At 68.4% G+C, this 20,214-nt stretch carries 19 protein-coding genes and 1 tRNA gene; 8 read left to right on the top strand and 12 right to left on the bottom strand.

Translation table 11 applies throughout. The features are described from left to right. Positions 1–285 precede the first annotated feature (285 nt). The 3 genes from PMI14_RS18890 to PMI14_RS18900 form a co-directional block, all read right to left on the bottom strand. Positions 286–362 (bottom strand) — tRNA-Pro (locus tag PMI14_RS18890). A 247-nt stretch (positions 363–609) separates the two neighbouring features. After that, on the bottom strand, positions 610–858 hold the full coding sequence (gene infA / locus PMI14_RS18895) for a translation initiation factor IF-1 (RefSeq protein ID WP_007856902.1): 249 nt from the start codon (positions 856–858) through the stop codon (positions 610–612). Between the two features lie 392 nt (positions 859–1,250). Then, entirely contained in the window at positions 1,251–2,555 is a 1,305-nt protein-coding gene (locus tag PMI14_RS18900) for an HPP family protein (RefSeq protein WP_007856903.1), read from the bottom strand. Positions 2,556–2,895: 340 nt separating this feature from the next. Between PMI14_RS18900 and PMI14_RS18905 the strand changes: the two genes are divergently transcribed. The 8 genes from PMI14_RS18905 (at position 2,896) to asd (ending at position 10,628) form a co-directional block, all read left to right on the top strand. Beyond that, positions 2,896–4,083: an ABC transporter substrate-binding protein gene (locus tag PMI14_RS18905; protein WP_007856904.1), complete on the top strand. Its 1,188-nt coding sequence runs from the start codon at positions 2,896–2,898 to the stop codon at positions 4,081–4,083. A gap of 132 nt (positions 4,084–4,215) precedes the next feature. Next, positions 4,216–4,932 (top strand): LysE family translocator, encoded by a 717-nt coding sequence (locus PMI14_RS18910; RefSeq protein WP_007856905.1) that lies wholly within the window; start codon positions 4,216–4,218, stop codon positions 4,930–4,932. 31 nt (positions 4,933–4,963) lie between these two features. Next, a complete protein-coding gene (locus PMI14_RS18915; protein WP_007856906.1) occupies positions 4,964–5,827 on the top strand; it encodes a branched-chain amino acid ABC transporter permease in 864 nt (287 codons plus the stop codon). Between the two features lie 55 nt (positions 5,828–5,882). Further along, complete coding sequence (locus PMI14_RS18920) at positions 5,883–6,875, top strand: branched-chain amino acid ABC transporter permease (RefSeq protein WP_035204606.1); 993 nt, start codon at positions 5,883–5,885, stop codon at positions 6,873–6,875. Beyond that, positions 6,868–7,653 (top strand): ABC transporter ATP-binding protein, encoded by a 786-nt coding sequence (locus tag PMI14_RS18925; protein ID WP_007856908.1) that lies wholly within the window; start codon positions 6,868–6,870, stop codon positions 7,651–7,653. The genes PMI14_RS18920 and PMI14_RS18925 overlap by 8 nt, the downstream gene beginning before the upstream one ends. Before the next feature lie 2 nt (positions 7,654–7,655). After that, complete coding sequence (locus PMI14_RS18930; protein ID WP_007856909.1) at positions 7,656–8,378, top strand: ABC transporter ATP-binding protein; 723 nt, start codon at positions 7,656–7,658, stop codon at positions 8,376–8,378. 131 nt (positions 8,379–8,509) lie between these two features. Beyond that, positions 8,510–9,724, top strand: coding sequence for a hypothetical protein (locus PMI14_RS18935; protein ID WP_007856910.1), 1,215 nt, complete (start codon positions 8,510–8,512; stop codon positions 9,722–9,724). A gap of 52 nt (positions 9,725–9,776) precedes the next feature. Continuing rightward, positions 9,777–10,628, top strand: coding sequence for an archaetidylserine decarboxylase (gene asd / locus PMI14_RS18940; protein ID WP_007856912.1), 852 nt, complete (start codon positions 9,777–9,779; stop codon positions 10,626–10,628). A gap of 30 nt (positions 10,629–10,658) precedes the next feature. On the opposite strand, the gene PMI14_RS18945 is transcribed toward asd, so the two are convergent. The 9 genes from PMI14_RS18945 to hutU all read right to left on the bottom strand — a co-directional run bounded on the left by PMI14_RS18945 (position 10,659) and on the right by hutU (position 20,208). Beyond that, on the bottom strand, positions 10,659–10,868 hold the full coding sequence (locus tag PMI14_RS18945) for a hypothetical protein (RefSeq protein ID WP_007856913.1): 210 nt from the start codon (positions 10,866–10,868) through the stop codon (positions 10,659–10,661). A 125-nt stretch (positions 10,869–10,993) separates the two neighbouring features. Further along, the gene (hutG, locus tag PMI14_RS18950; RefSeq protein WP_007856914.1) at positions 10,994–11,812 is read right to left on the bottom strand and encodes an N-formylglutamate deformylase; all 819 of its coding nucleotides are present in this window, start codon (positions 11,810–11,812) and stop codon (positions 10,994–10,996) included. A gap of 37 nt (positions 11,813–11,849) precedes the next feature. Next, positions 11,850–13,238: a formimidoylglutamate deiminase gene (locus tag PMI14_RS18955; RefSeq protein WP_007856915.1), complete on the bottom strand. Its 1,389-nt coding sequence runs from the start codon at positions 13,236–13,238 to the stop codon at positions 11,850–11,852. After that, on the bottom strand, positions 13,235–14,374 hold the full coding sequence (locus PMI14_RS18960) for a histidinol-phosphate transaminase (RefSeq protein ID WP_007856917.1): 1,140 nt from the start codon (positions 14,372–14,374) through the stop codon (positions 13,235–13,237). Before PMI14_RS18960 ends, PMI14_RS18955 begins: the two co-directional genes overlap by 4 nt. Continuing rightward, complete coding sequence (locus PMI14_RS18965) at positions 14,371–15,762, bottom strand: FAD-binding oxidoreductase (protein ID WP_007856919.1); 1,392 nt, start codon at positions 15,760–15,762, stop codon at positions 14,371–14,373. The genes PMI14_RS18960 and PMI14_RS18965 overlap by 4 nt, the downstream gene beginning before the upstream one ends. A 4-nt stretch (positions 15,763–15,766) precedes the next feature. Continuing rightward, positions 15,767–17,029, bottom strand: a complete 1,263-nt coding sequence (hutI, locus tag PMI14_RS18970; RefSeq protein WP_007856920.1) for an imidazolonepropionase — start codon at positions 17,027–17,029, stop codon at positions 15,767–15,769. Positions 17,030–17,039: 10 nt separating this feature from the next. Continuing rightward, positions 17,040–17,615: a HutD family protein gene (locus PMI14_RS18975; protein ID WP_007856923.1), complete on the bottom strand. Its 576-nt coding sequence runs from the start codon at positions 17,613–17,615 to the stop codon at positions 17,040–17,042. Positions 17,616–17,689: 74 nt separating this feature from the next. After that, complete coding sequence (locus PMI14_RS18980) at positions 17,690–18,442, bottom strand: IclR family transcriptional regulator (RefSeq protein WP_007856924.1); 753 nt, start codon at positions 18,440–18,442, stop codon at positions 17,690–17,692. A gap of 38 nt (positions 18,443–18,480) precedes the next feature. After that, positions 18,481–20,208 carry a urocanate hydratase gene (hutU, locus tag PMI14_RS18985; protein WP_007856925.1) on the bottom strand — a complete coding sequence of 576 codons (1,728 nt, stop codon included), beginning with the start codon at positions 20,206–20,208 and terminating at the stop codon, positions 18,481–18,483. Positions 20,209–20,214: the final 6 nt, after the last annotated feature.

Below are 20,214 nucleotides of genomic sequence, written 5' to 3' on the forward strand. Positions count from 1 at the left end.
CGGGATGGACATGCACGGGGTCAGGCAGAGAGGTGCGGCTTGCGCACCCAACCCCGGAGCATCCTGCACGGCAGGGCTGGGGGAGCGATGGGATACTGTATTTTCATACAGTTATCGTACCCCATTCCGCTAACCGCGGCGGCTTTTCAGAGCATTCCCGCGGGTCATTGGAGCCATGCCAGGAAGGGGCGCCGCTTGCAGTGGGCCAAAAGAAAAGGCCTGCGCAGTGCAGGCCCTGAAATGACAAAAGGCCTGCAGAATTGCTTCTGCAGGCCTTGCCAATAATGGTCGGAGCGGCGGGATTCGAACTCGCGACCCTCTGCTCCCAAAGCAGATGCGCTACCAGGCTGCGCTACGCTCCGACAGCTCGTATTCTAACCCGGGAAATTTCGGGTTCTGACCAAATGCGCGCTTTTTTTGATTTTTTTGCAGCGACTGCATCGGACCAGGGTTCCATCGGCAGTGCTGTCATGCATCCAGGGCGATGCAAACTGCGGCGATGGGAGGGAAAACTCAATCAATAACCAACAACCAACGGGGAAGACACTACGGCGAGCCCACAGGCACCAGCACACGACCGCGCATCAGCGGCCGCAGGGTGGCCTGCAATCAGCGGCTCGACGGGCCTGGGCCGCGGCCGGCCAGGTGGCGGAAGGTGATGCGGCCCTTGGAGAGGTCGTAAGGCGACATTTCCAGTGAGACCTTGTCGCCCGCCAGGATGCGGATGTGGTGCTTGCGCATCTTGCCGCCGGTGTAAGCAATCAGCTGGTGACCGTTGTCCAGCGTCACGCGAAAGCGCGAGTCGGGCAGCACTTCGGTCACGGAGCCTTGCATTTCAATCAGTTCTTCTTTGGCCATGTTCTCTTGTCTTTTCAAAAATCAAAAAATCTGGTGATCGGCACCTGAACGCTGGGGCATCCACCACGGCCGATGCAGCGTGGTCGGGCTCGACACACGGTGCATTGCGGGCGGTGGGAGTCGCTGCACCCGGGGCGCAGATCAGGCAGAGGGCCGGGGAGACGGCTTCATACGGATTTGCATTTGACCGTGTAGCTAGGCGGGAGCCGCAGACAGTGCTGTAGCACGGCAAGGCGAACCAACGACGCTACACGGTTAAAGGCAAATCCGTATCAATGGACAGGCAGAGCGCTGTGCATAGCCTGTCGATTGTACCGCGATGTACCCGTACTTGCCTATGGCGAGAATGCCGCAGCGGCGCAGCACCTCTGCAGGCAGCCCCCGCAGGCCTGTCAGGCCCCTGGATCCTGCCCCTGCACGGCCACCGCCAGGGTGCGCACCAGGTCGGTCTGGGTGATGATGCCCACCAGGTGCCCGCCATCGTCGACGATGGGAATGTGGTGGTGCCCGCCCTGCGAGAACAGGGGCACCAGGTCCATGGCGTGCTGGCCCACCCGGGCCACCTGCACCGGGTGCGTCATGATCTCGCCCACGCTGGCGGGCTGGCCGCTGCGGCCCTTGACGAGGGCGCGCAGCCGCTGGCCCAGGCCCTCGTGCAGGTCGAGGTTGGCCAGGCGCATGAAATCGGCCACCGTGACGATGCCAAGCACCTGCCGCCCCGCATCCACCACGGGCAGGGCCTTGATCTTTTCGATGCGCATCAGGGTCCACGCATCCTTGAGCGACACGCCCTGCTCCACCGCCATGGCCGGCCGCGACATGATGTCGGCGCAGCGCACCTCGCCCAGCGTGCGCTGGAAGGCCGCGCGGCCCGCCAGTTGCAGCAGGCCTTCGAGGTCGGCGCGGCTCACGTCCAGCACCTGGTTGTAGTGCGCCAGCGCGGCATCCACATCCGATGCGGCAAAGGCCCCCTTGGCCACGGCGGTGCGTGCAGGCGACTGCTGCGGATGCGGGTAGCTGCGCCCGGTCAGGCTGTTGTAGACCACGCCCGCCAGCAGCAGCACCAGCACGTTGAAGAGAACAGGAAACGCCGCCAGGTGCAGGCCGTCGCTCGCCGTGAGCACCACGTACAGCGCCATGGACCCCCCGGGCGGGTGCAGGCAGCGCAGCGGCACCATGAGGGCGATGGCCAGGCCTACGGCCAGCGCGCCCGCCACGGCCGGGTCGGGCACCAGCGCAGCACACGCCGCCCCCACCATTGCCGACAGGGTGCTGCCGCCCAGCACCGGCCAGGGCTGGGCCAGCGGGCTCGACGGCATGCCGAACACCAGCACGGCGCTGGCGCCCAGCGCCCCCAGCATCCAGGGCCCGTGGGCATTCCCACCGCCCACCCACCAGCGGCTGAGCACCGCTGTCAGGAAGATGCCCAGCACGGCGCCCACGATGAAGCGCAGGCGCTCGCGGCCATCGATGCCCAGCGGGGCCGGCCAGAAATGGCGCAGCCAGCGCACGATCCGCACCCGCGTCGGCAAACGGGCCACGACGGGGCGCGAGGCTGGCAAGGGGGGAGGATCAGGCTCCGGGGCTGGAGAAGAAGGCAGAGGGGGCTGGGGCGGTGCAGACATGGGGACGGAACATTCACACACCGGCACGGCACCCCGCCCCGCAAAGCGGTGGGAGTGCATGCCGCGCCGCATGCAGCCTGCCATTTTGCCGGGCACTGGCATCGCATGCACCAAGCGGGTGCAAACCCGGCCCTGCCAGGGTGGGTAAAAAAACCCGGCCTATGCTCGAAACTACCTAGCCCCATGGGGCAAACAGCGTCCCACGACCCAAAAAACATGCTCTATACTGCATGTACACCGTGTTTAATGCAGTTTACTTCACGTTACCCATGGGCAGCCAGCGGCCTGACAACGGGATCTCGCGGCACGGGAAGAACACCTGCACGCCAGTACCGGTACGGGTAAGCCATAGGTTTTCACCACGGGGCTTGGAGTTAAATTACTTTAAGCCTAAACAAAGGAGACACTCCCCATGACCACTCGCCGCCTCGTCATCAGCCGCAGCGCAGCCCTCGTCGGCGCCGCTTCCACGGGCCTGCTGCTGCCCTCCATCGTGCGGGCCCAGAGCGGCAAGGTGCGCGTGGGCTTCATGCTGCCCTACACGGGCACTTTCGCACAGTTGGGCGTGGCCATCGAGAACGGCGTGCGCATGGCCATCGACCAGCAGGGCGGCAAGCTCGGCGGGCGCGAGATCGAGTGGTTCAAGGTGGACGATGAGTCCGAGCCCAGCAAGGGCGTGGAAAACGCCAGCAAGCTGGTGCAGCGCGACAAGGTGGACGTGCTGATCGGCACCGTGCACTCAGGCGTGCAGATGGGCATTCAGAAGGTCGCGCGCGACACCGGTGTGCTCAACCTGATCCCCAATGCGGGCGTGCATGCCGCCACCCGCGCGCTGTGCGCGCCCAATGTGTTCCGCACCTCGTTCAGCAACTCCCAGCCCACGCTGGCACTGGGCAAGGCGATGATGGACAAGGGCCACAAGAAGGCTGTCTGGATCACCTGGAAGTACGCGGCCGGCGACGAGGCCTTCGAGGGCTTCAAGCAAAGCTACACCGCTGCCGGCGGCACCATCGTCAAGGAACTGGGCCTGCCCTTCCCGAACGTGGAATTCCAGGCGCTGCTGACCGAGATCGCGGCGCTCAAGCCCGATGCCGTGGCCTGCTTCTTCGCCGGTGGCGGCGCGGCCAAGTTCATCAAGGACTATGCGGCCGCCGGTCTCAAGGACAAGATCCCGCTGTACGGCTCGGGCTTCCTGACCGAAGGCGTGCTCGATGCGGCCGGCCCTGCGGCCGACGGCATCATCACCACCATGCACTACAGCGACTCGCTGGACACACCGCGCAACAAGCAGTTCCGCCTGGAATACGCCAAGACCTTCCGCAGCCAGCCCGACGTGTACGCCGTGCAGGGCTACGACACCGGCCTGCTGCTGGTGCAGGGTGCCAACGCCGTCAAGGGCGACCTGGCCGCCAAGCCCGCGCTGTACAAGGCGCTGGAGAGCGCCGTGATCGACAGCCCGCGCGGCAAGTGGACCATGAGCAAGGCCCACAACCCGGTGCAGGACATCTACCTGCGCGTGGTCGAGAACAAGGAAAACAAGGTGGTCGGCGTGGCGGCGAAAGCCCTCTCCGACAGCGGCGCCGGCTGCCGCATGGCCTGAGGCGAATTGACCTTCAACCGGCTGGCGTCGTTGGTGGGCCTTGCCGTGCTACAGCACTGTCTGCGGCCCACCGCCTAGCCATCCGGCTGAATGCCAATTCGCAAAGGTTTCAAAGCCCCGGAATTTGACACAATGACCTTGCCTGCCAATGCGGCAGGCCAGTCCTTCGTGCGCCCGGACTTTGCGGCCACCCTCTGGATCACCCCTCCCATGACCCTCAGTACCTACCTGCTTTACCTGGCCGCCGTGGCCCTGCTGGTGCTCTCACCCGGCCCGACCATGCTGATGTGCATGACCACCTCGCTGCAACACGGCCCGCGCAAGGCCATGGCGGCTGCCGGGGGCAGCGTCACCGCCGTGCTGGGCACCATGCTGCTGTCGGCCCTGGGCCTGGGCGCGCTGCTGGCCGCCTCCGAAACTGCCTTCTGGATCCTCAAGGCCGCAGGCGCGGCCTACCTGATCTGGCTGGGCATCAAGACCTTCCGCAGCCAGGGCACGGTGTTCGACCAGATGCCCGAGGGCGCCACTGCGGCTCCCGCCGTGCCAGCCCACCGGCTGTTCGTGCAGGGCCTGATCGTGGGCGGCAGCAACCCCAAGGCCATCCTGTTCTTCACGGCCTTCTTCCCGCAGTTCCTGAACCCTGCGCTGTCCTTTGCGCCGCAGTTCGCCATCCTGGCCGCGACCTTCGTGGCCTTCGAGTTCACGGTGCTCACGCTGTGCGCCCTGGGCGTGGCCCGGCTGGCCCCGGCCCTGCGCGCGGGCAACCGCATGCGCTGGTTCAACCGCATCTCGGGTGGGCTGTTCACCCTGATGGGTTCGCTGCTGCTGGTCACGCGCCGCGCGGCCTGAGACCCACCATCGCCATTCTTTGCACGCCACCATGGACTTCGCCACCTTCCTGATCCAGTTGCTCAACGGCGTGCAGTACGGCCTCCTGCTGTTCATGCTGGCGGCCGGCCTCACGCTGATCTTCGGGATCATGGGCGTGGTGAACCTGGCGCACGGCAGCTTCTACATGCTGGGCGCCTACCTGGCGTATTCGCTGTCGGGCCACTTCGGCAGCCTCACCCTGGCCATCCTGGGCGGCGCGGTGCTGGCCGTGGCCTTCGGGCTGGCGCTCGAATGGCTGCTGTTTCGCCATTTCTACCACCGCGACCACCTGGACCAGGTGCTGCTCACCTTCGGGCTGATCTACATCTTCGAGGAGCTGCGCTCCATCCTCTGGGGCGACGACGTGCACGGCGTGGCCATCCCGAAGCTGCTGGACTGGTCGATCCCGCTCACCGACACCCTCTCCTACCCCGTGTACCGCCTGTTCATCTCGGGCGTGTGCATCGTGCTGGCCATCGGCCTGTACCTCCTGATCTCCAAGACCCGGCTGGGCATGAAGATCCGCGCGGGCGCCTTCAACCGCGACATGGCCGAGTCGCTGGGGGTGAACATCAAGCTCATCCACGCCATCGTGTTCGCGCTGGGCGTGGGCCTGGCGGCCATGGCCGGCATGGTGGCCGCGCCGGTCTCCAGCGTCTACCCCAACATGGGCTCCTCGGTGCTCATCATGTGCTTCGTGGTGGTAGTCATCGGGGGCATCGGCTCGGTGCGCGGGGCCCTGATCTCGGCGCTGCTGGTGGGCCTGGTGGACACCTTCGGCAAGGTGCTGCTGCCCTCCGTGGCCGGCATGCTGGTCTACATGCTGATGGCGGCCGTGCTGCTCTGGAAACCCGAAGGCCTGTTCAAACAATGATGACGATCCACCCAATGAAGCGCTTCGCGCCATCCCCATGGCAGGGGAACGCAGCATGAGCGCCCCCCGCACCAACCTGGAGGTGCTGCCGCGCAGCGTGCAGTTCGTGCTCGCGCTCGGCCTCGTCGCGCTGCTCGCCTTTCCCTTCGTGGGCAGCGACTTCTATGTGCAGATGGTCACGCGCATGATGATCATGGCCATCTTCGCGATGAGCCTGGACCTGCTGCAGGGCGTGACCGGCCTGGTCTCGCTGGGCCATGCGGCCTACTTCGGCGTGGCCGGCTATGCGCTAGCCTTCCTCACCCCGGCCGATGCGCCGGTCAGCCTGTGGTGGACGCTGCCGGCCGCGGTGGCGGGCTCGGCCCTGGTGGCGTTGTTCATCGGCTTCTTCGTGGTGCGCACGCACGGCATCTACTTCATCATGGTGACCATGGCGTTCGCGCAGATGGTGTTCTACCTGTTCTTCGACAACAAGGTGCTGGGCGGATCGGACGGCATCTACATCAACTTCCGCCCCGACGCCTCGGTGTTCGGCTGGCTGCTGTTCGACCTGGAAGGGCGCCGCACCTTCTACTACTTCACGCTGGCGCTGGTGGTGCTGGTCTACGTGGGACTGCGCCGCCTGCTGTGGAGCCCCCTGGGCCGGGCCCTTTCGGGCATCCGCGTCAACGAGCACCGCATGCGCGCCATGGGCTTTTCCACGCAGGGCTACAAGCTCACGGCCTTCACGGTGGCGGGCGCCCTGGCAGGCCTGGCGGGCTACCTCTGGGGTGCACAGACGGGCTATGTGAACCCCGAGCTCATGGGCTTTCACATGAGCGCGCACGCCATCATGATGGTCATCCTGGGCGGCATGGGCAACTTCGCAGGGGCCATCGTCGGCGCATTCGCGTTCGAGTACCTGCTGCACGTGTTCAAGGACATCACCAAGCACTGGCAACTGCTCATGGGCAGCTTCATCGTGCTGGTGGTGCTGGTGGCGCCGCGCGGCCTGCTGGGCATGCTGGTGCGCCTGCGCGCAGCCAAGGGAGGCACACACCATGGCTGATACCCCCCACGAAGTCCTGCTGTCGGCCCACAAGATCACCAAGCGCTTCGGTGGCTTGGCCGCCGTCAACGGCGTCTCGGTGGACCTGTGGCGCGGCCGCATCCACGCGGTGATCGGGCCCAACGGCGCGGGCAAGTCCACGCTGACCAACCTGCTCTCGGGCGACCTGCCGCCCTCGGCCGGCCAGATACGGCTGGGCGGCACGGAGGTGACCGGCTGGGCGTCGGAGCGCATCTCGCGCCAGGGCCTGGGCCGCAGCTACCAGAAGACCAACATCTTCCTGCCCTTCAGCGTGCACGAGAACGTGCGCCTGGCCGCCCAGTCGCGCGATGCCCAGCAGCCCTGGAACCCGCTGCGCTGGTGGCGCGACACGCGCCATGCCGGCCCGCACAACCGCGCCAGCAACGAGCGCGTCGACCGTGCCATCGAACTGGCGGGCCTGCAGGCGCGGCGCGATACCGTGGCCGGCACCATGAGCCATGGCGAGCAGCGCCAGCTCGAGATCGCCATGACACTGGCCACCGAACCCCAGGTGCTGCTGCTCGACGAGCCCCTGGCCGGCATGGGTGTGGCCGAGGCCGAGCGCATGGTGCAGTTGCTGCTGCGCATCAAGCCCGGGCACGCGATGATGCTGGTGGAGCACGACATGGACGCCGTGTTCGCCCTGGCCGACCACCTCACGGTGATGGTCAACGGCGAGGCCATCGCCAGCGGCACGCCGCCCGAGGTGCGCGCCGATGCCAACGTGCAGGCCGCCTATCTTGGTGAAGAACATTGACCATGGCACAGCAGCACCCACCCCTGATCGAGGCCCGCGGCCTCAACACCTTCTACGGCGCCAGCCACATCCTGCACGGCGTGGACTTCACCGTGGGCCAGGCGGAGACCATCGGCCTCATGGGCCGCAACGGCATGGGCAAAAGCACCTTGCTCAAGTCGCTCATGGGCCTGGTCAAGCCCCGCTCGGGCAGTGTGGCCGTGGCCGGGCGCGACACCACGGGCCGCCCACCCTACGAGGTGGCACGCCTGGGGATTGCCTATGTGCCCGAGGGGCGCGGCATTTTCGGCAACCTGAGCGTGGTCGAGAACCTGCAGATGGCCGCGCGCGCCGGCACACGCGGCCAGCGCGACTGGACCTACGAGCGCGTGCTGGAGACCTTTCCGCGCCTCAAGGAGCGCCTGGGCCATGGTGGCCAGCAGTTGAGCGGCGGCGAGCAGCAGATGCTGACCATCGGCCGCGCGCTGATGACCAACCCGGACGTGCTCATCCTCGACGAGGCCACCGAAGGCCTGGCCCCGTTGATCGCGCGCGAGATCTGGCGCATCTGCAGCCTCATCAAGGCCAGCGGCATCAGCAGCGTGATCGTGGACAAGAACTGGAAGCACGTCACCCAGATCACCGACCGCAACGTCATCCTGGTCAAGGGCCAGGTGGTGTTCGAGGGCAGCTCGGAGACCCTGTGCTCCCAGCCGCACCTGCTGGAGCAGCACCTGGGCGTGTAGGCACCCACGATCCCGCGAGGAAACGTGAACAGTTTCTCGGCCGGGGCCGGCAAGTGCAGCACAGGGCGCCTGGGCGGGTCCGCATTGCCTTAGCATGCGGCCATTTGCCCGCCACCACGCTGCCATCGCCCATGCCCCCTGCCCTCGCCATCTTCCTCGCGCTCCTTGCGGCCCTGGTGCTGCTCAACATCTGGGCCACGCGGCGCGTGCTGCGCAGCGACGAGTTCGGCAACCGCAAGGCCCTGATGGTGATGGGCATCTGGATCCTGCCCTTCCTGGGCGCCTTCATGGCGCGCTACCAGTTTGCCCCACCCGCGGATTCTCCGTCCACCGCGGCGTCCTTGCCCGGGCATGGCGGCGAGCAGCCGCCCGCGCCGGAGGTCCTGCGCATCCCCGGCCTGGCCCCCTTCGACCTGCTGGACCACCTGATCGCGCCTGCGGACCTGCCCGCCCTGGACTGGCAGGCACTCGACCTCTGGGCACAGCAGGCCGGCAGCCCCGAGGCCACGACCCACGCCATCGACCAGGGCCGCCGCGCCTGGCTGCTGCACCTGCGCGACGCGATCGGCCCGCACATGCACCTGCATGAAAGCCAGGACGTGTACATCCTGTCTGCACTGGAAGCCCCTGTGGCACAGGCCATGGCCGGCTATGTGACCAAGACGCGCCAGCGCGTCGCACGCGTGCTCGACGGTGTGGCGCGCTTCAACCCCGGCGAGAAAAGCGTGCTGCTGGTGCTGGAAAGCCAGGAGCTCTACTACCACTACGTGGGCCAGTTCTACCCCGATGGCGGCGAGTTCGCCTTCAGCGGCGGCATGTTCATCCACAACGGCTGCCCGCATTTCGTGGTGGTGCAGGCCGACCTGTCCAGCATCGAACCCGTGATCGCGCACGAGCTCACGCACAGTGCGCTGGCCTGGCTGCGCCTGCCCACCTGGCTGGACGAAGGCCTGGCCGTGAACACCGAGCACCGCATCGCGGGTGCCGGGCGCCCCGCGCAGTCGCCGCAGGCCATGCACCAGCGCCACCAGGCGTTCTGGAATGCCGAGCGCATGCAGGAATTCTGGTCGGGCGACTCGTTCCACCGCACGGACGAAGGCAACGCCCTGTCCTACGACCTGGCCCGCATCGCCGTGGCGCAGCTGGCGCGCGACTGGCCTGCGTTCAGCCGTTTCGCCACCAGCGCCAGCCGCAGGGATGCCGGCGCCGAGGCGGCCACCAGCGCATTGGGGATCGACCTGGGTGGCTACGTCGGCGCCCTGGTGCAGGCCACCGAGGACTGGTCGCCCCGCCCCCATACCTGGAGCACACAGCCAGCACAACAGGCTGCACACCTACATTTTTGAGGGGATGGCATCAGTAGAATGGCCCGCACCCTTTTCGCAGGATCTTCCCACAGTGTCTGACCGCCTCGCCGTTCTCCCCCAGTACCTGATGCCCAAGCAGGCCATGACCGCCCTGGCGGGAAAATTCGCCTCGGCCCAGCTCGGAGGGCTGACCACATCGGTGATCCGCGGCTTCGTGGCCCGCTACAAGGTGAACATGGCGGAGGCGGCCAATCCGGACATCGCGGCCTATGCCTCGTTCAACGACTTCTTCACCCGGGCCCTGCAGCCCGGCGCCCGCCCGCTGGCCGACGCGGACTTGGTCTGCCCCGTGGATGGCGCCATCAGCCAGTTCGGCCCCATCCAGAAGGACCAGATCTTCCAGGCCAAGGGCCACTCGTACTCGACCACGGCGCTGGTGGGCGGCGATTCGTCGCTGGCCGCGCGCTTCGACGACGGCTACTTCGCCACCATCTACCTGAGCCCGCGCGACTACCACCGCATCCACATGCCGTGCGCCGGCCAGCTCACGCGCATGGTGCATGTGCCGGGCGACCTGTTCTCCGTGAACCCGACCACGGCGCGCGGCGTGCCCGGCCTGTTCGCGCGCAACGAGCGCGTGGTCTGCTTCTTCGATTCGGCCAACGGCCCCTTCGTGCTGGTGCTGGTAGGCGCCACCATCGTGGGCAGCATGGCCACGGTGTGGCATGGCCAGGTGAACCCGCCACGCACCGGCGTGCTGCGCCACTGGGACTACGCCCCCGGCCAGGTGTCGCTGCAAAAGGGTGAGGAGATGGGCCGCTTTCTGCTCGGCTCCACCGTGGTGATGCTGTTCCCCAAGGGGCCGTTCCAGTTCAACACCGAATGGGCCCCCGCGCGCCCCGTGCGCCTGGGCGAGACCATGGCGCAGTACCAGGTGGCTTGAACCGGCCCTGCCTTGCGCAGCCTGCCCGCGTCAGGCGCGGTCGGGCATCCGCGTGAGGTGGAAGGCCGTGGGCGCCACCGTGAGCGTATCGGGGTGCACCGGGGATTCGTGCCCCACCAGGTAGACCATCAGGGCGTTGCGGCGCACGACCACATGGCTGACGGTCTCGCGGCTGCTCCCGAGGTGCACGAAGGCACCCGGCTTGAACAAGGGCATGTAGTAGTAGGCCGCAGTCTCCATGGGAAATGCGGCTCCTTCCGCAGTGGTGGCCAAGGGGCGCACCCGCTGCCCTGCAGGGCGGCGTAAGCCCATACTAGCACCGATACGGCGGTAGCGGGGCCCACAAGGCCCCGCAGCCCCGTCCTTCAGGCCCGGGCCCGCGCCCGCGCAAACGCCAGAGCCGCCTGCAGCAGGCGCTCAAGGTGCGGCTGCACACCGGCCGCTACCTCGGGCAGGTAGTCGAACGGCAGCGCCTCCTGCATATAGCTGCACTGCGTCATCTCCAGCTGCACGGCATGCACGTTCTGCGCGGGCTGGCCATAGTGGCGCGTGATGTGCCCGCCCTTGAAGCGGCCGTTGAGCACCGCGGTGTAGCCCGGTGCGGCCTGCGCGATCGCCAGCAGCTGCTGCGCCAGCGCCGGGTCGCAGCTCTCGCCGTTGGCCGTGCCCAGGTTCAGGTCGGGCAGCTTGCCTTCGAAGAAGCGCGGCAGCACCGATCTGATCGAATGCGCGTCCCACAGCACGGCCACGCCATGGGCGGCGCGGATGCGGTCGAGTTCGGTGCGCAGCTGGGCGTGGTAAGGCGCCCAGATGGCATCGCGGCGCGCCGCCACCTCGGTGTCGTCGGGCCCATCGCCGCGCGTGTAGATGGGCGTGTCGTCGAAGGTGTCCACGGGGCACAGGCCGGTGACGCTCTGGCCAGGGTAGAGGCTGGCCCCATCGGGCGGGCGGTTCAGGTCCACCACATAGCGCGAATGCGTGGCCGCGAGGATGGAGGCGCCCATGCCCTTGGCAAAATCGTACAGGCGCTCCAGGTGCCAGTCGGTGTCGGGCACCTGGCGGCACTCGTCGGTGAAGCGCGCGGCGATGGCCGGCGGCACATAGGTGCCGACGTGGGGCATGGACACCAGCAGCGGCACGGTGCCCTGGTGGAAGGTGAAGGCGGGTTGGGTGGTGATGCTCATGGCGTGGGTCTCGAAGGGGACGCTTTTCAAATTTGGTTCATTGTGGCGCGATGGTCGCTGCACGGGCCTGGGCAAAGGCGGCGGCCGCGGTGTCATGCAGGGCATGGCGGCCGGCGGCCACGCGCTGCACGCCGCCCACCCACAGGTCCCGCAGCGCACTGGTGCGGTGGCTGCCAAACACATGGGCCGACAGCAGGGATTCCACCGGCAGCCCGGCCAGGGCAATGTGCGACGGGTCCAGCACCGCGAAATCGGCCTGCTGGCCCGCTGCCAGGCCGCCGATGGGCCGGCCCGAGGCCTGCGCCCCGCCCTGCACGGACGCGAGCCACAGGGCGGTGCCTACCTGCGGCTGTGCGGCGCTGGCCAGCACGTTGCGCTGGCGCAGCGACAGGCGCTGGCTGTACTCCAGCGCCAGCAGCTCCTCGGCCGCGTTCACGCAGGCATGGCTGTCCGAGCCCACGCCCCAGGCACCGCCATGGCCCAGCCAGCGCGGCATGTCGAAGATGCCGTCGCCCAGGTTGGCTTCCGTGGTCGGGCAGATGCCGGCCACCGCGCCGGTGCGTGCGGCATCGGCATACTCCTGTGGCGTCATGTGCGTGGCATGCACCAGGCACCAGCGGGCGTCCACAGGGGCATTTTCCAGGAGCCACTGCACGGGGCGCTGGCCACTCCAGGCCACGCAATCGTCCACCTCCTGGGTCTGCTCGGCGATGTGGATGTGGATGGGCGCGCGCGCATCGATGGCAGTGAGGCCCTGCACGGCAGCGGCCAGGCTGTCCGGCGGCACGGCACGCAGCGAGTGCGGCGCCAGGCCCAGGCCCGCGCCCTGGGCCTTGGCCAGCGGTGCCAGGCGCTCCAGCAGCGCCAGCATGTTGTCGGTGCTGCGGATGAAGCGGGCCTGGTCCGCACGCGGAGGCTTGGCACCAAAACCGCTGGTCTGGTAGAGCACCGGCAGCAAGGTGATGCCGATGCCCGCATTGCGCGCCGCACGCAGCAGCGCGAGCGAGAGCGTGGCATCGTCGGCGTAGGGCCGGCCGTCCCGGTCATGGTGCACGTAGTGGAACTCGCAGACCGAGGTGTAGCCTGCCTCCAGCATCTCCACGTAGAGCCAGGTGGCAATGGCCTCCAGCGACTCGGGCGTGATCTGCGCCGCAAAGCGGTACATCAGGTTGCGCCAGCTCCAGAAACTGTCCTGGCTTTCGCCGCGGTATTCGGTCAGCCCCGCGAACGCGCGCTGGAAGGCATGCGAATGCAGGTTGGGCATGCCCGGGATCACCGGGCCGGTGGCGCGCGGCGCAGCGCCGGCGGCACTGCCGGGCGCCACGGACTGCAGCCGTCCCGCCGCATCCCATTGCAGCAGCACATCGCGGGCCCAGCCACCGGACAGCAGCGCGTGCTCGGCAAACAGCATGGTGTTGGCGCTCATGCAGCCACCTCCAGGATGGTGGCGAGCGCGTCGGCGAACCGCGCGTTCTCGGCCTCCGTACCGATGGAGACGCGGATGAAGGTCTCGAAACCCGGTTCCTTCCAGGGCTTGGTGATGAGGCCCTGGGCCAGCAGCGCCTCGTTCACCGGGCCGTTGGACCGGCCGATGTCCAGGAACAGGAAGTTGGTGGCCGAGGGTGCGATGCGCAAGCCCGGCAGGGCCTGCAAGCGCTGCACCAGCACGCCGCGCAGGCGCACCGTCTCGGCCACACCGCGCTGCATGAAGGCCTCGTCGCCCCAGGCCGCCAGCGCCGCAGCCTGGGCCGCATGGTTCACGTTGAAGGGCGTGCGCACCCGGTCGAGCAACTGCACCAGCGCCGCGTCGCTCGCCAGGCCGTAGCCCACGCGCAGGCCCGCCAGGCCCCAGGCCTTGGAGAAGGTGCGCAGCACGATCCAGGGCATGGCGCGGCCCTGCAGCAGGGCCAGCACGTCGGGGTAGCCGGCCGCGTGGCAGGCGTACTCGTGGTAGGCCTCGTCCACCACGAGCAGGGTGTGCGCGGGCGTGGCAGCGAGCAGGCGCTCGAACTCCGGCGCGGTGAACATGCAGCCCACGGGGTTGGAGGGGTTGGCCAGCATGGCGATCTTGGGGCCGCGCGCCAGCGCTTCGCACCAGGCATCCACGTCGAAGCCGAGTTCGGGGGTGAGCGCCAGCAGCTCGACCTGCGCGCCCATCATGCGCGGGTAGATCTCGTACAGGCCGAAGGCCGGGCGCTGCGTGAGCACGCGATCGCCCTGCGACAGGAAGGCCTGGCACAGCATCTGCAGGATATCCTCGGAGCCATTGCCCACGACGATTCCCTCGGGCGCCACTCCCGTGCGTGCGGCGATGGCGGCGCGCAGCGCGGTGCAGTTGGCATCGGGGTAGGTGCCCACGCGCGCCGCCAGGTCCACCAGGGCGCGCGCCACGGCGGGGCTGGCACCGTAGGGGTTCTCGTTGCTGGCCAGGCGCGCGATCTCGGTCACGCCGTAGCGCTCACGCACGGCGTCGGACGACAGGCCCGCGTTGTAGGCGGGCAGAGGCGGCACCTCGGGGCGGGCCAGGGCAGCGATGGCGGAAACAACAACAGCAGCGTTCATAGGTCGAATACCTTGCCGGGGTTCATGAGATGGAGAGGGTCCAGCGCCTGCTTGATGGCGCGCATGGCGGCCAGCTCGGCCGGGGTGCGGCTGGCGTGGAGGTAGGGCTTCTTGTGCAGGCCGATGCCATGCTCGGCCGAGACGCTGCCGCCGAAGGCCGCCACCTGGGCATACACCAGTTCCTCGACCGCGCCCTCTTCCCCGTTCACGGTGGAGGCATCGGTGGACATGTGCAGGTTGCCATCGCCGATATGGCCGAAGAACACGGTGAGGTGCCCTGGCCAGCGGGCAGTCAGCGCGGCGCGGCACTCCTGCGCAAACCGGCCGATGTCGGCCTGCGGCAGGCTCACGTCGAAGTTGATGGGCGGGTGCATGTTGGCAGGCAGTTCGGCAGTCGCCTCGCGGATCTTCCACAGCGCGCGGGCCTGCGCTTCGGACTGGGCGATGGCCGCATCGCTGGCCTCGCCGGACTCCATGGCTTCGCCCAGCACCTCCTCCAGCGCATCGCGCAGGCCGGCTTCGTCCTGGCCACCCACGTCGATGAGTGCAGCAAAGGGGTGCGGCACCTCGAAGGGCTCGCGCAGGCTTTGCCAGCGCAGGGAGGCCTCGACGAAATCGCGCCACATGAGTTCGAAGGCCGACAGCGCGCCCGGAAAGCGCCCCTGCAGCCGGGCCAGCAGCGCCAGCGCGGCATCGAAATCGGGCAGCGCCACCAGGGCCGTGGCCCGGGCGCGCGGCAAGGGCCGCAGGCGCAGCAGCGCGCGCGTGACCACGCCCAGCGTGCCCTCGGCGCCGATGAACCACTGCTTGAGGTCGTAGCCCGTGTTGTTCTTGAGCATGGGCCGCAGCATGGGCAGCACCGCGCCATCGGCCAGCACCACCTCCAGGCCCAGCACCTGTTCGCGCACCATGCCGTACTGCAGCACGCCATTGCCGCCGGCATTGGTGGAAACGGCCCCGCCCACCTGGGCCGATCCGCGCGCACCGAAGTCCACGCCGAACTGCAGGCCCACGGCGAGCGCGGCCTCCTGCACGGCCTGCACGGTGGCACCGGCCTGCACCGTGAGCGTGGCAGAGCGTGCGTCCACCGCCTCGATGGCGTTCATGCGGTCCAGCGACAGGGCCACACCGCCCGCACAGGGCACGGCCGCCCCGGCCAGCCCGGTCAGGCCGCCCTGCGGCACCACGGGCACGCGGTGCGCATGGCACAGGCGCAACAGGGCCGAGACTTCCTCGGTGCTGCGCGGGCGCACCAGCGCCAGCGGTGGCACGGGGGCCGTGCCGCTCCAGTCGGTGTGGTGGCGCTCTGGCACGGCATCGCCCACCTGCACGCGGTCGGCACCGAGCGCATCGACCAGCGCCGCCAGGAATTCGCTGTGCGTGGCCATGGACTCAGGCCCCTTTCACGATGCGCCCCTGGCGCACGATGGTGCGTGCGGGCTTGTGGCCGAACCAGTAGGCCAGCTCCGCGGCCTCGGCAAAAGGCCAGAGCACGAAGTTGGCCGGCCGGCCCGATGCGATGAGGCCATGCGTGTCCTGCAGCCCCAACGCGCGCGCGGCATGCACGGTGATGCCAGCCAAAGCCTCGGGCACCGTCAGGCGGAACAGCGTGCAGGCCATGTTGGCCATGAGCAGCAGGCTCAAGGCAGGCGAGGTGCCAGGGTTGTGGTCGGTGGACACGGCCATGGGCACGCCGGCCTCGCGCAGCGCGGCGATGGGCGGCAGGTGCGTGTCGCGCAGCGTGTAGTAGGCGCCGGGCAGCAGCACGGCCACGGTGCCGGCCTGCTTCATCGCAGCGATGCCCTCCTGCGACAGATGCTCGATGTGGTCGCACGAGAGCGCACCGTAGCGCGCGGCCAGCGCGGAGCCACCCATGTCCGAGAGCTGCTCGGCATGCAGCTTGACGGGAATGTCCAGCCGCTGTGCGGCCTGAAAGACCTGCTCCGTCTCGGCCAGCGTGAAGGCGATGCGTTCGCAGAACACATCCACCGCGTCCACCAGGCCCTCGGCAGCCAGCGCAGGCAGCATCTCGTTGCACACCAGGTCGGTGTAGTCCTGGCTGCGGCCCGCGTACTCGGGCGGCAGCGCATGCGCGCCCAGGAAGGTGGTGCACACGGTCACGCCCAGCGCCTCGCCCAGGCGGCGCGCCACGCGCAACTGCTTGCGTTCGTGTTCCAGCGCCAGGCCATAGCCCGACTTGATCTCGATGGCGCACACGCCCTCGTCCAGCAGCGCCTGCAGGCGCGGCAGGGCCAGGGCGAGGAGTTCGTCCTCGCTGGCTTCGCGCGTGGCGCGCACCGACGAGACGATGCCGCCGCCGGCCCGGGCCACCTCTTCGTAGGTGGCGCCCGCCAGGCGCATGGCGAATTCGTTGGCGCGCTGGCCGCCATAGACCAGGTGCGTATGGCAGTCCACCAGGCCCGGCGTGGCCAGGGCGCCCCGCGCATCATGGCGCGGCAAGGCATTCCAGGCCGCAGGCCAGGCATTCTCTGGCCCCACCCACTGCACGGTGTCGCCCTGCACCACCACGGAGGTGGCGGTACCCTGGGGCACAGGCACATCGGGTACGCACAGGCCGGGGGCCGGGCGCAGGCCGATCCAGATGCCGTCGGCGGAGGGATGGCTTTGAGGGGTGGGAATGGGTGTGGGTGTCATGGGCAAACAGTCAGTCGGAGGGTTCCATGTCCAGGTCGATCCAGGCCAATGCCGGATCGGCATCCAAAGGCTCCAGCGCATTTTCGGCGGTGCCATCGCTCCACCACAGTCCCTGGCCGGGCTCCAGCACCTCTTCACCGCAGCGCCAGCGCCCGCGCAGCACCATGCACAGGCCGGCGCGTGCGCGCCCTGCCACGCGCGCATGGCCGGTCACCTGCAGGCCGCCGTGCCAGCGGCCGCGGCGCACCATGAGGTTGAAGTCGGTGGAGGTGCCGCCCAGCATGGCGCAGTCCACCGGCACGTCGCCCTTGAAGGCCAGCGGTTGCCAGGGCTGGTCCAGGTCGTGGTCCAGTTGCCCGTCGTCCGAGCGCAGATGCACCCCGTCGCCGTCGAGCAGCATGATCTGCCGGTCCACGCCCGGGAAGGCCGAGAACGGGCCCGCTGCGGCAATCGTGGCCACGCTCACGCGCCACTCGAAACCATCCATGCCGGCGCCCTGCGGCCAGCAGGCCAGCTCGCGGGTGCTGCCGCCACCGTTCTTCCAGGGCACGCTGGGGGTGGATGCCAGGTCAAAAAACTGCACCATGTTCAGTGCTCCCACGCTGGAGCAGCCAGCCAAAAAACCATCGCACTCATCGAAAAATCAGTCATCGTTGTCGGTCAATGCAAAACCAGCTGGCGCGAGATGCGCGCAGCGGCCACCACGGCCATGCGGATCAGGGCTTCTTCCTGCCCGCTGGCACGCACGATCGGTGCCATCAGCGTGATGGCACCCACGGACTGGCGCGAGGCGCCGAACAGCGGCACGCTGCAGCCCCAGACGCCGGGGTCCACCTCGCCGGCGGTCATGGCAAAGCCCGCCTTGCGGATGGCATCGGTCTCGCGCTGCGCGGCGTCGCGCTCGGGCGTGCCCGCGCCCCACTGGCTGTCGAGCACCGCGGCGCGCACGGCCTCGGGCAGGTGGGCCAGCACGCACTTGGCCGAGGCCCCGGCGCGCAGGGGCACGCTGCGCCCCTTCTCGAACGAGCAGCGCAGCGAGTGCTGGCTCTCCACCATGTCCAGGCAGATGGCCTGGTCGTTCACGGCCACGATCAGGCCCACGCTCTCCTGCGATTGCTGGGCCAGGTCCACCATGTCGGGCCGCGCCTGGCGCACCAGGTGCGAGGCCAGGTCGAAGCCCAGCGCCAACTGCAGGCTGAGCGGGCCGGGGGCGTAGAAACCATCGCTCTCCAGCACGAAACCCCAGCGCTTGAGCCGCGCGAGCTGGCGATACAGCGTGCTGCGCGCCAGGCCCGTGCGCTCCATGAGCTCAGCCGCAGGCATGGACTTGCCCTGCTGGGCCAGCACGGCCAGCACCTGCAGCACCCGGTCGGCCGTGGGCACGGTGGCCAGGGTGGACGCATCCTTGGGCATGTCTCGGTGCCTCGGAAAAAGCGCTGTCCTGCCGGCGCTCAGCGCACCATGGGCAGCTTCAGGCCCTGCTTCTTGGCGGTGGCCACGGCCAGGTCGTAGCCGGCATCGGCGTGGCGCATCACGCCGCTGCCGCTGTCGTTGACCAGCACGCGCGCCAGGCGCTCGGCCGCGGCATCGGTGCCGTCGGCGACGATGACCATGCCCGAGTGCTGCGAGTAGCCCATGCCTACGCCACCGCCGTGGTGCAGGCTGACCCAGGTGGCACCGCCCGCGGTGTTGAGCAGTGCGTTGAGCAGCGGCCAGTCGCTCACGGCGTCGGTGCCGTCCTTCATGCTTTCGGTTTCGCGGTTGGGGCTGGCCACCGAACCGGTATCCAGGTGGTCGCGGCCGATCACGATGGGGGCCTTGAGCTCGCCGTTCTTGACCATCTCGTTGAAGGCCAGGCCCGCCAGGTGGCGCTCGCCCAGGCCCAGCCAGCAGATGCGCGCCGGCAGGCCCTGGAAGCTGATGCGCTCGCGCGCCATGTCCAGCCAGCGGTGGGTGTGCGTGTTGTTGGGGAACAGCTCCTTGATCTTGGCGTCGGTCTTGTAGATGTCCTCAGGGTCGCCCGAGAGCGCCACCCAGCGGAACGGGCCCTTGCCTTCGCAGAACAGGGGGCGGATGTAGGCCGGCACGAAACCCGGGAAGTCGAAGGCGTTCTTCACGCCTTGGTCGAACGCCACCTGGCGGATGTTGTTGCCGTAGTCCACCGTGGGCACGCCCATGGCCTGGAAGTCGAGCATGGCCTGCACGTGCACGGCACAGCTCTTGGCGGCAGCAGCCGTGAGGGCCGCATGGCGCGCGGGGTCCTTCATGGCGGCCTGCCACTCGGGCACGGTCCAGCCGCTGGGCAGGTAGCCGTTGATCAGGTCGTGCGCCGAGGTCTGGTCGGTCACCAGGTCGGGCTTGATGCTGCCGGCCTTGGCACGGCGCACCAGCTCGGGCAGGATGTCGGCCGCGTTGCCCAGCAGGGCGATGGAGACGGCTTCCTTGCGCTCGGTGTGGTGCTGGATGAGGGCGATGGCGTCGTCGATGTCCTTGGCCTGCTTGTCCACGTAGCGCGTGCGCAGGCGGAAGTCGATGCTGCTCTGCTGGCACTCGATGTTGAGCGACACGGCACCGGCCAGCGTGGCGGCCAGCGGCTGCGCGCCGCCCATGCCGCCCAGGCCGGCGGTGAGGATCCACTTGCCCGCCAGGCTGTTGCCGTAGTGCTGGCGGCCGGCCTCGACGAAGGTCTCGAACGTGCCCTGCACGATGCCCTGGCTGCCGATGTAGATCCAGCTGCCGGCGGTCATCTGGCCGTACATGAACAGGCCCTTGCGGTCCAGCTCGTTGAAATGCTCCCAGTTGGCCCACTGGGGCACCAGGTTGGAGTTGGCCAGCAGCACGCGCGGTGCGTTGGCGTGCGTCTTGAACACGCCCACGGGCTTGCCCGACTGCACGAGCAGGGTTTCGTCGTCGTTCAGGTCCTTGAGCGAGGCCAGGATCTGGTCGAAGCACTCCCAGTTGCGCGCAGCGCGGCCGATGCCGCCGTACACCACGAGGTCCTGAGGGCGCTCGGCCACCTCGGGGTCCAGGTTGTTCTGGATCATGCGGTAGGCAGCTTCGGTGAGCCAGTTCTTGCAGGTCAGCTCGGTGCCGCGCGGCGCGCGGATCACGCGCGAGGCGTCGTGGCGGGGGTCGTTGTTGGCAGCGGCAGCAGCGATGATGGCGTCGTTGGCGTTCATGGTGAT

The organism is Acidovorax sp. CF316, assembly GCF_000276605.1.
GTDB lineage: Bacteria > Pseudomonadota > Gammaproteobacteria > Burkholderiales > Burkholderiaceae_C > Acidovorax.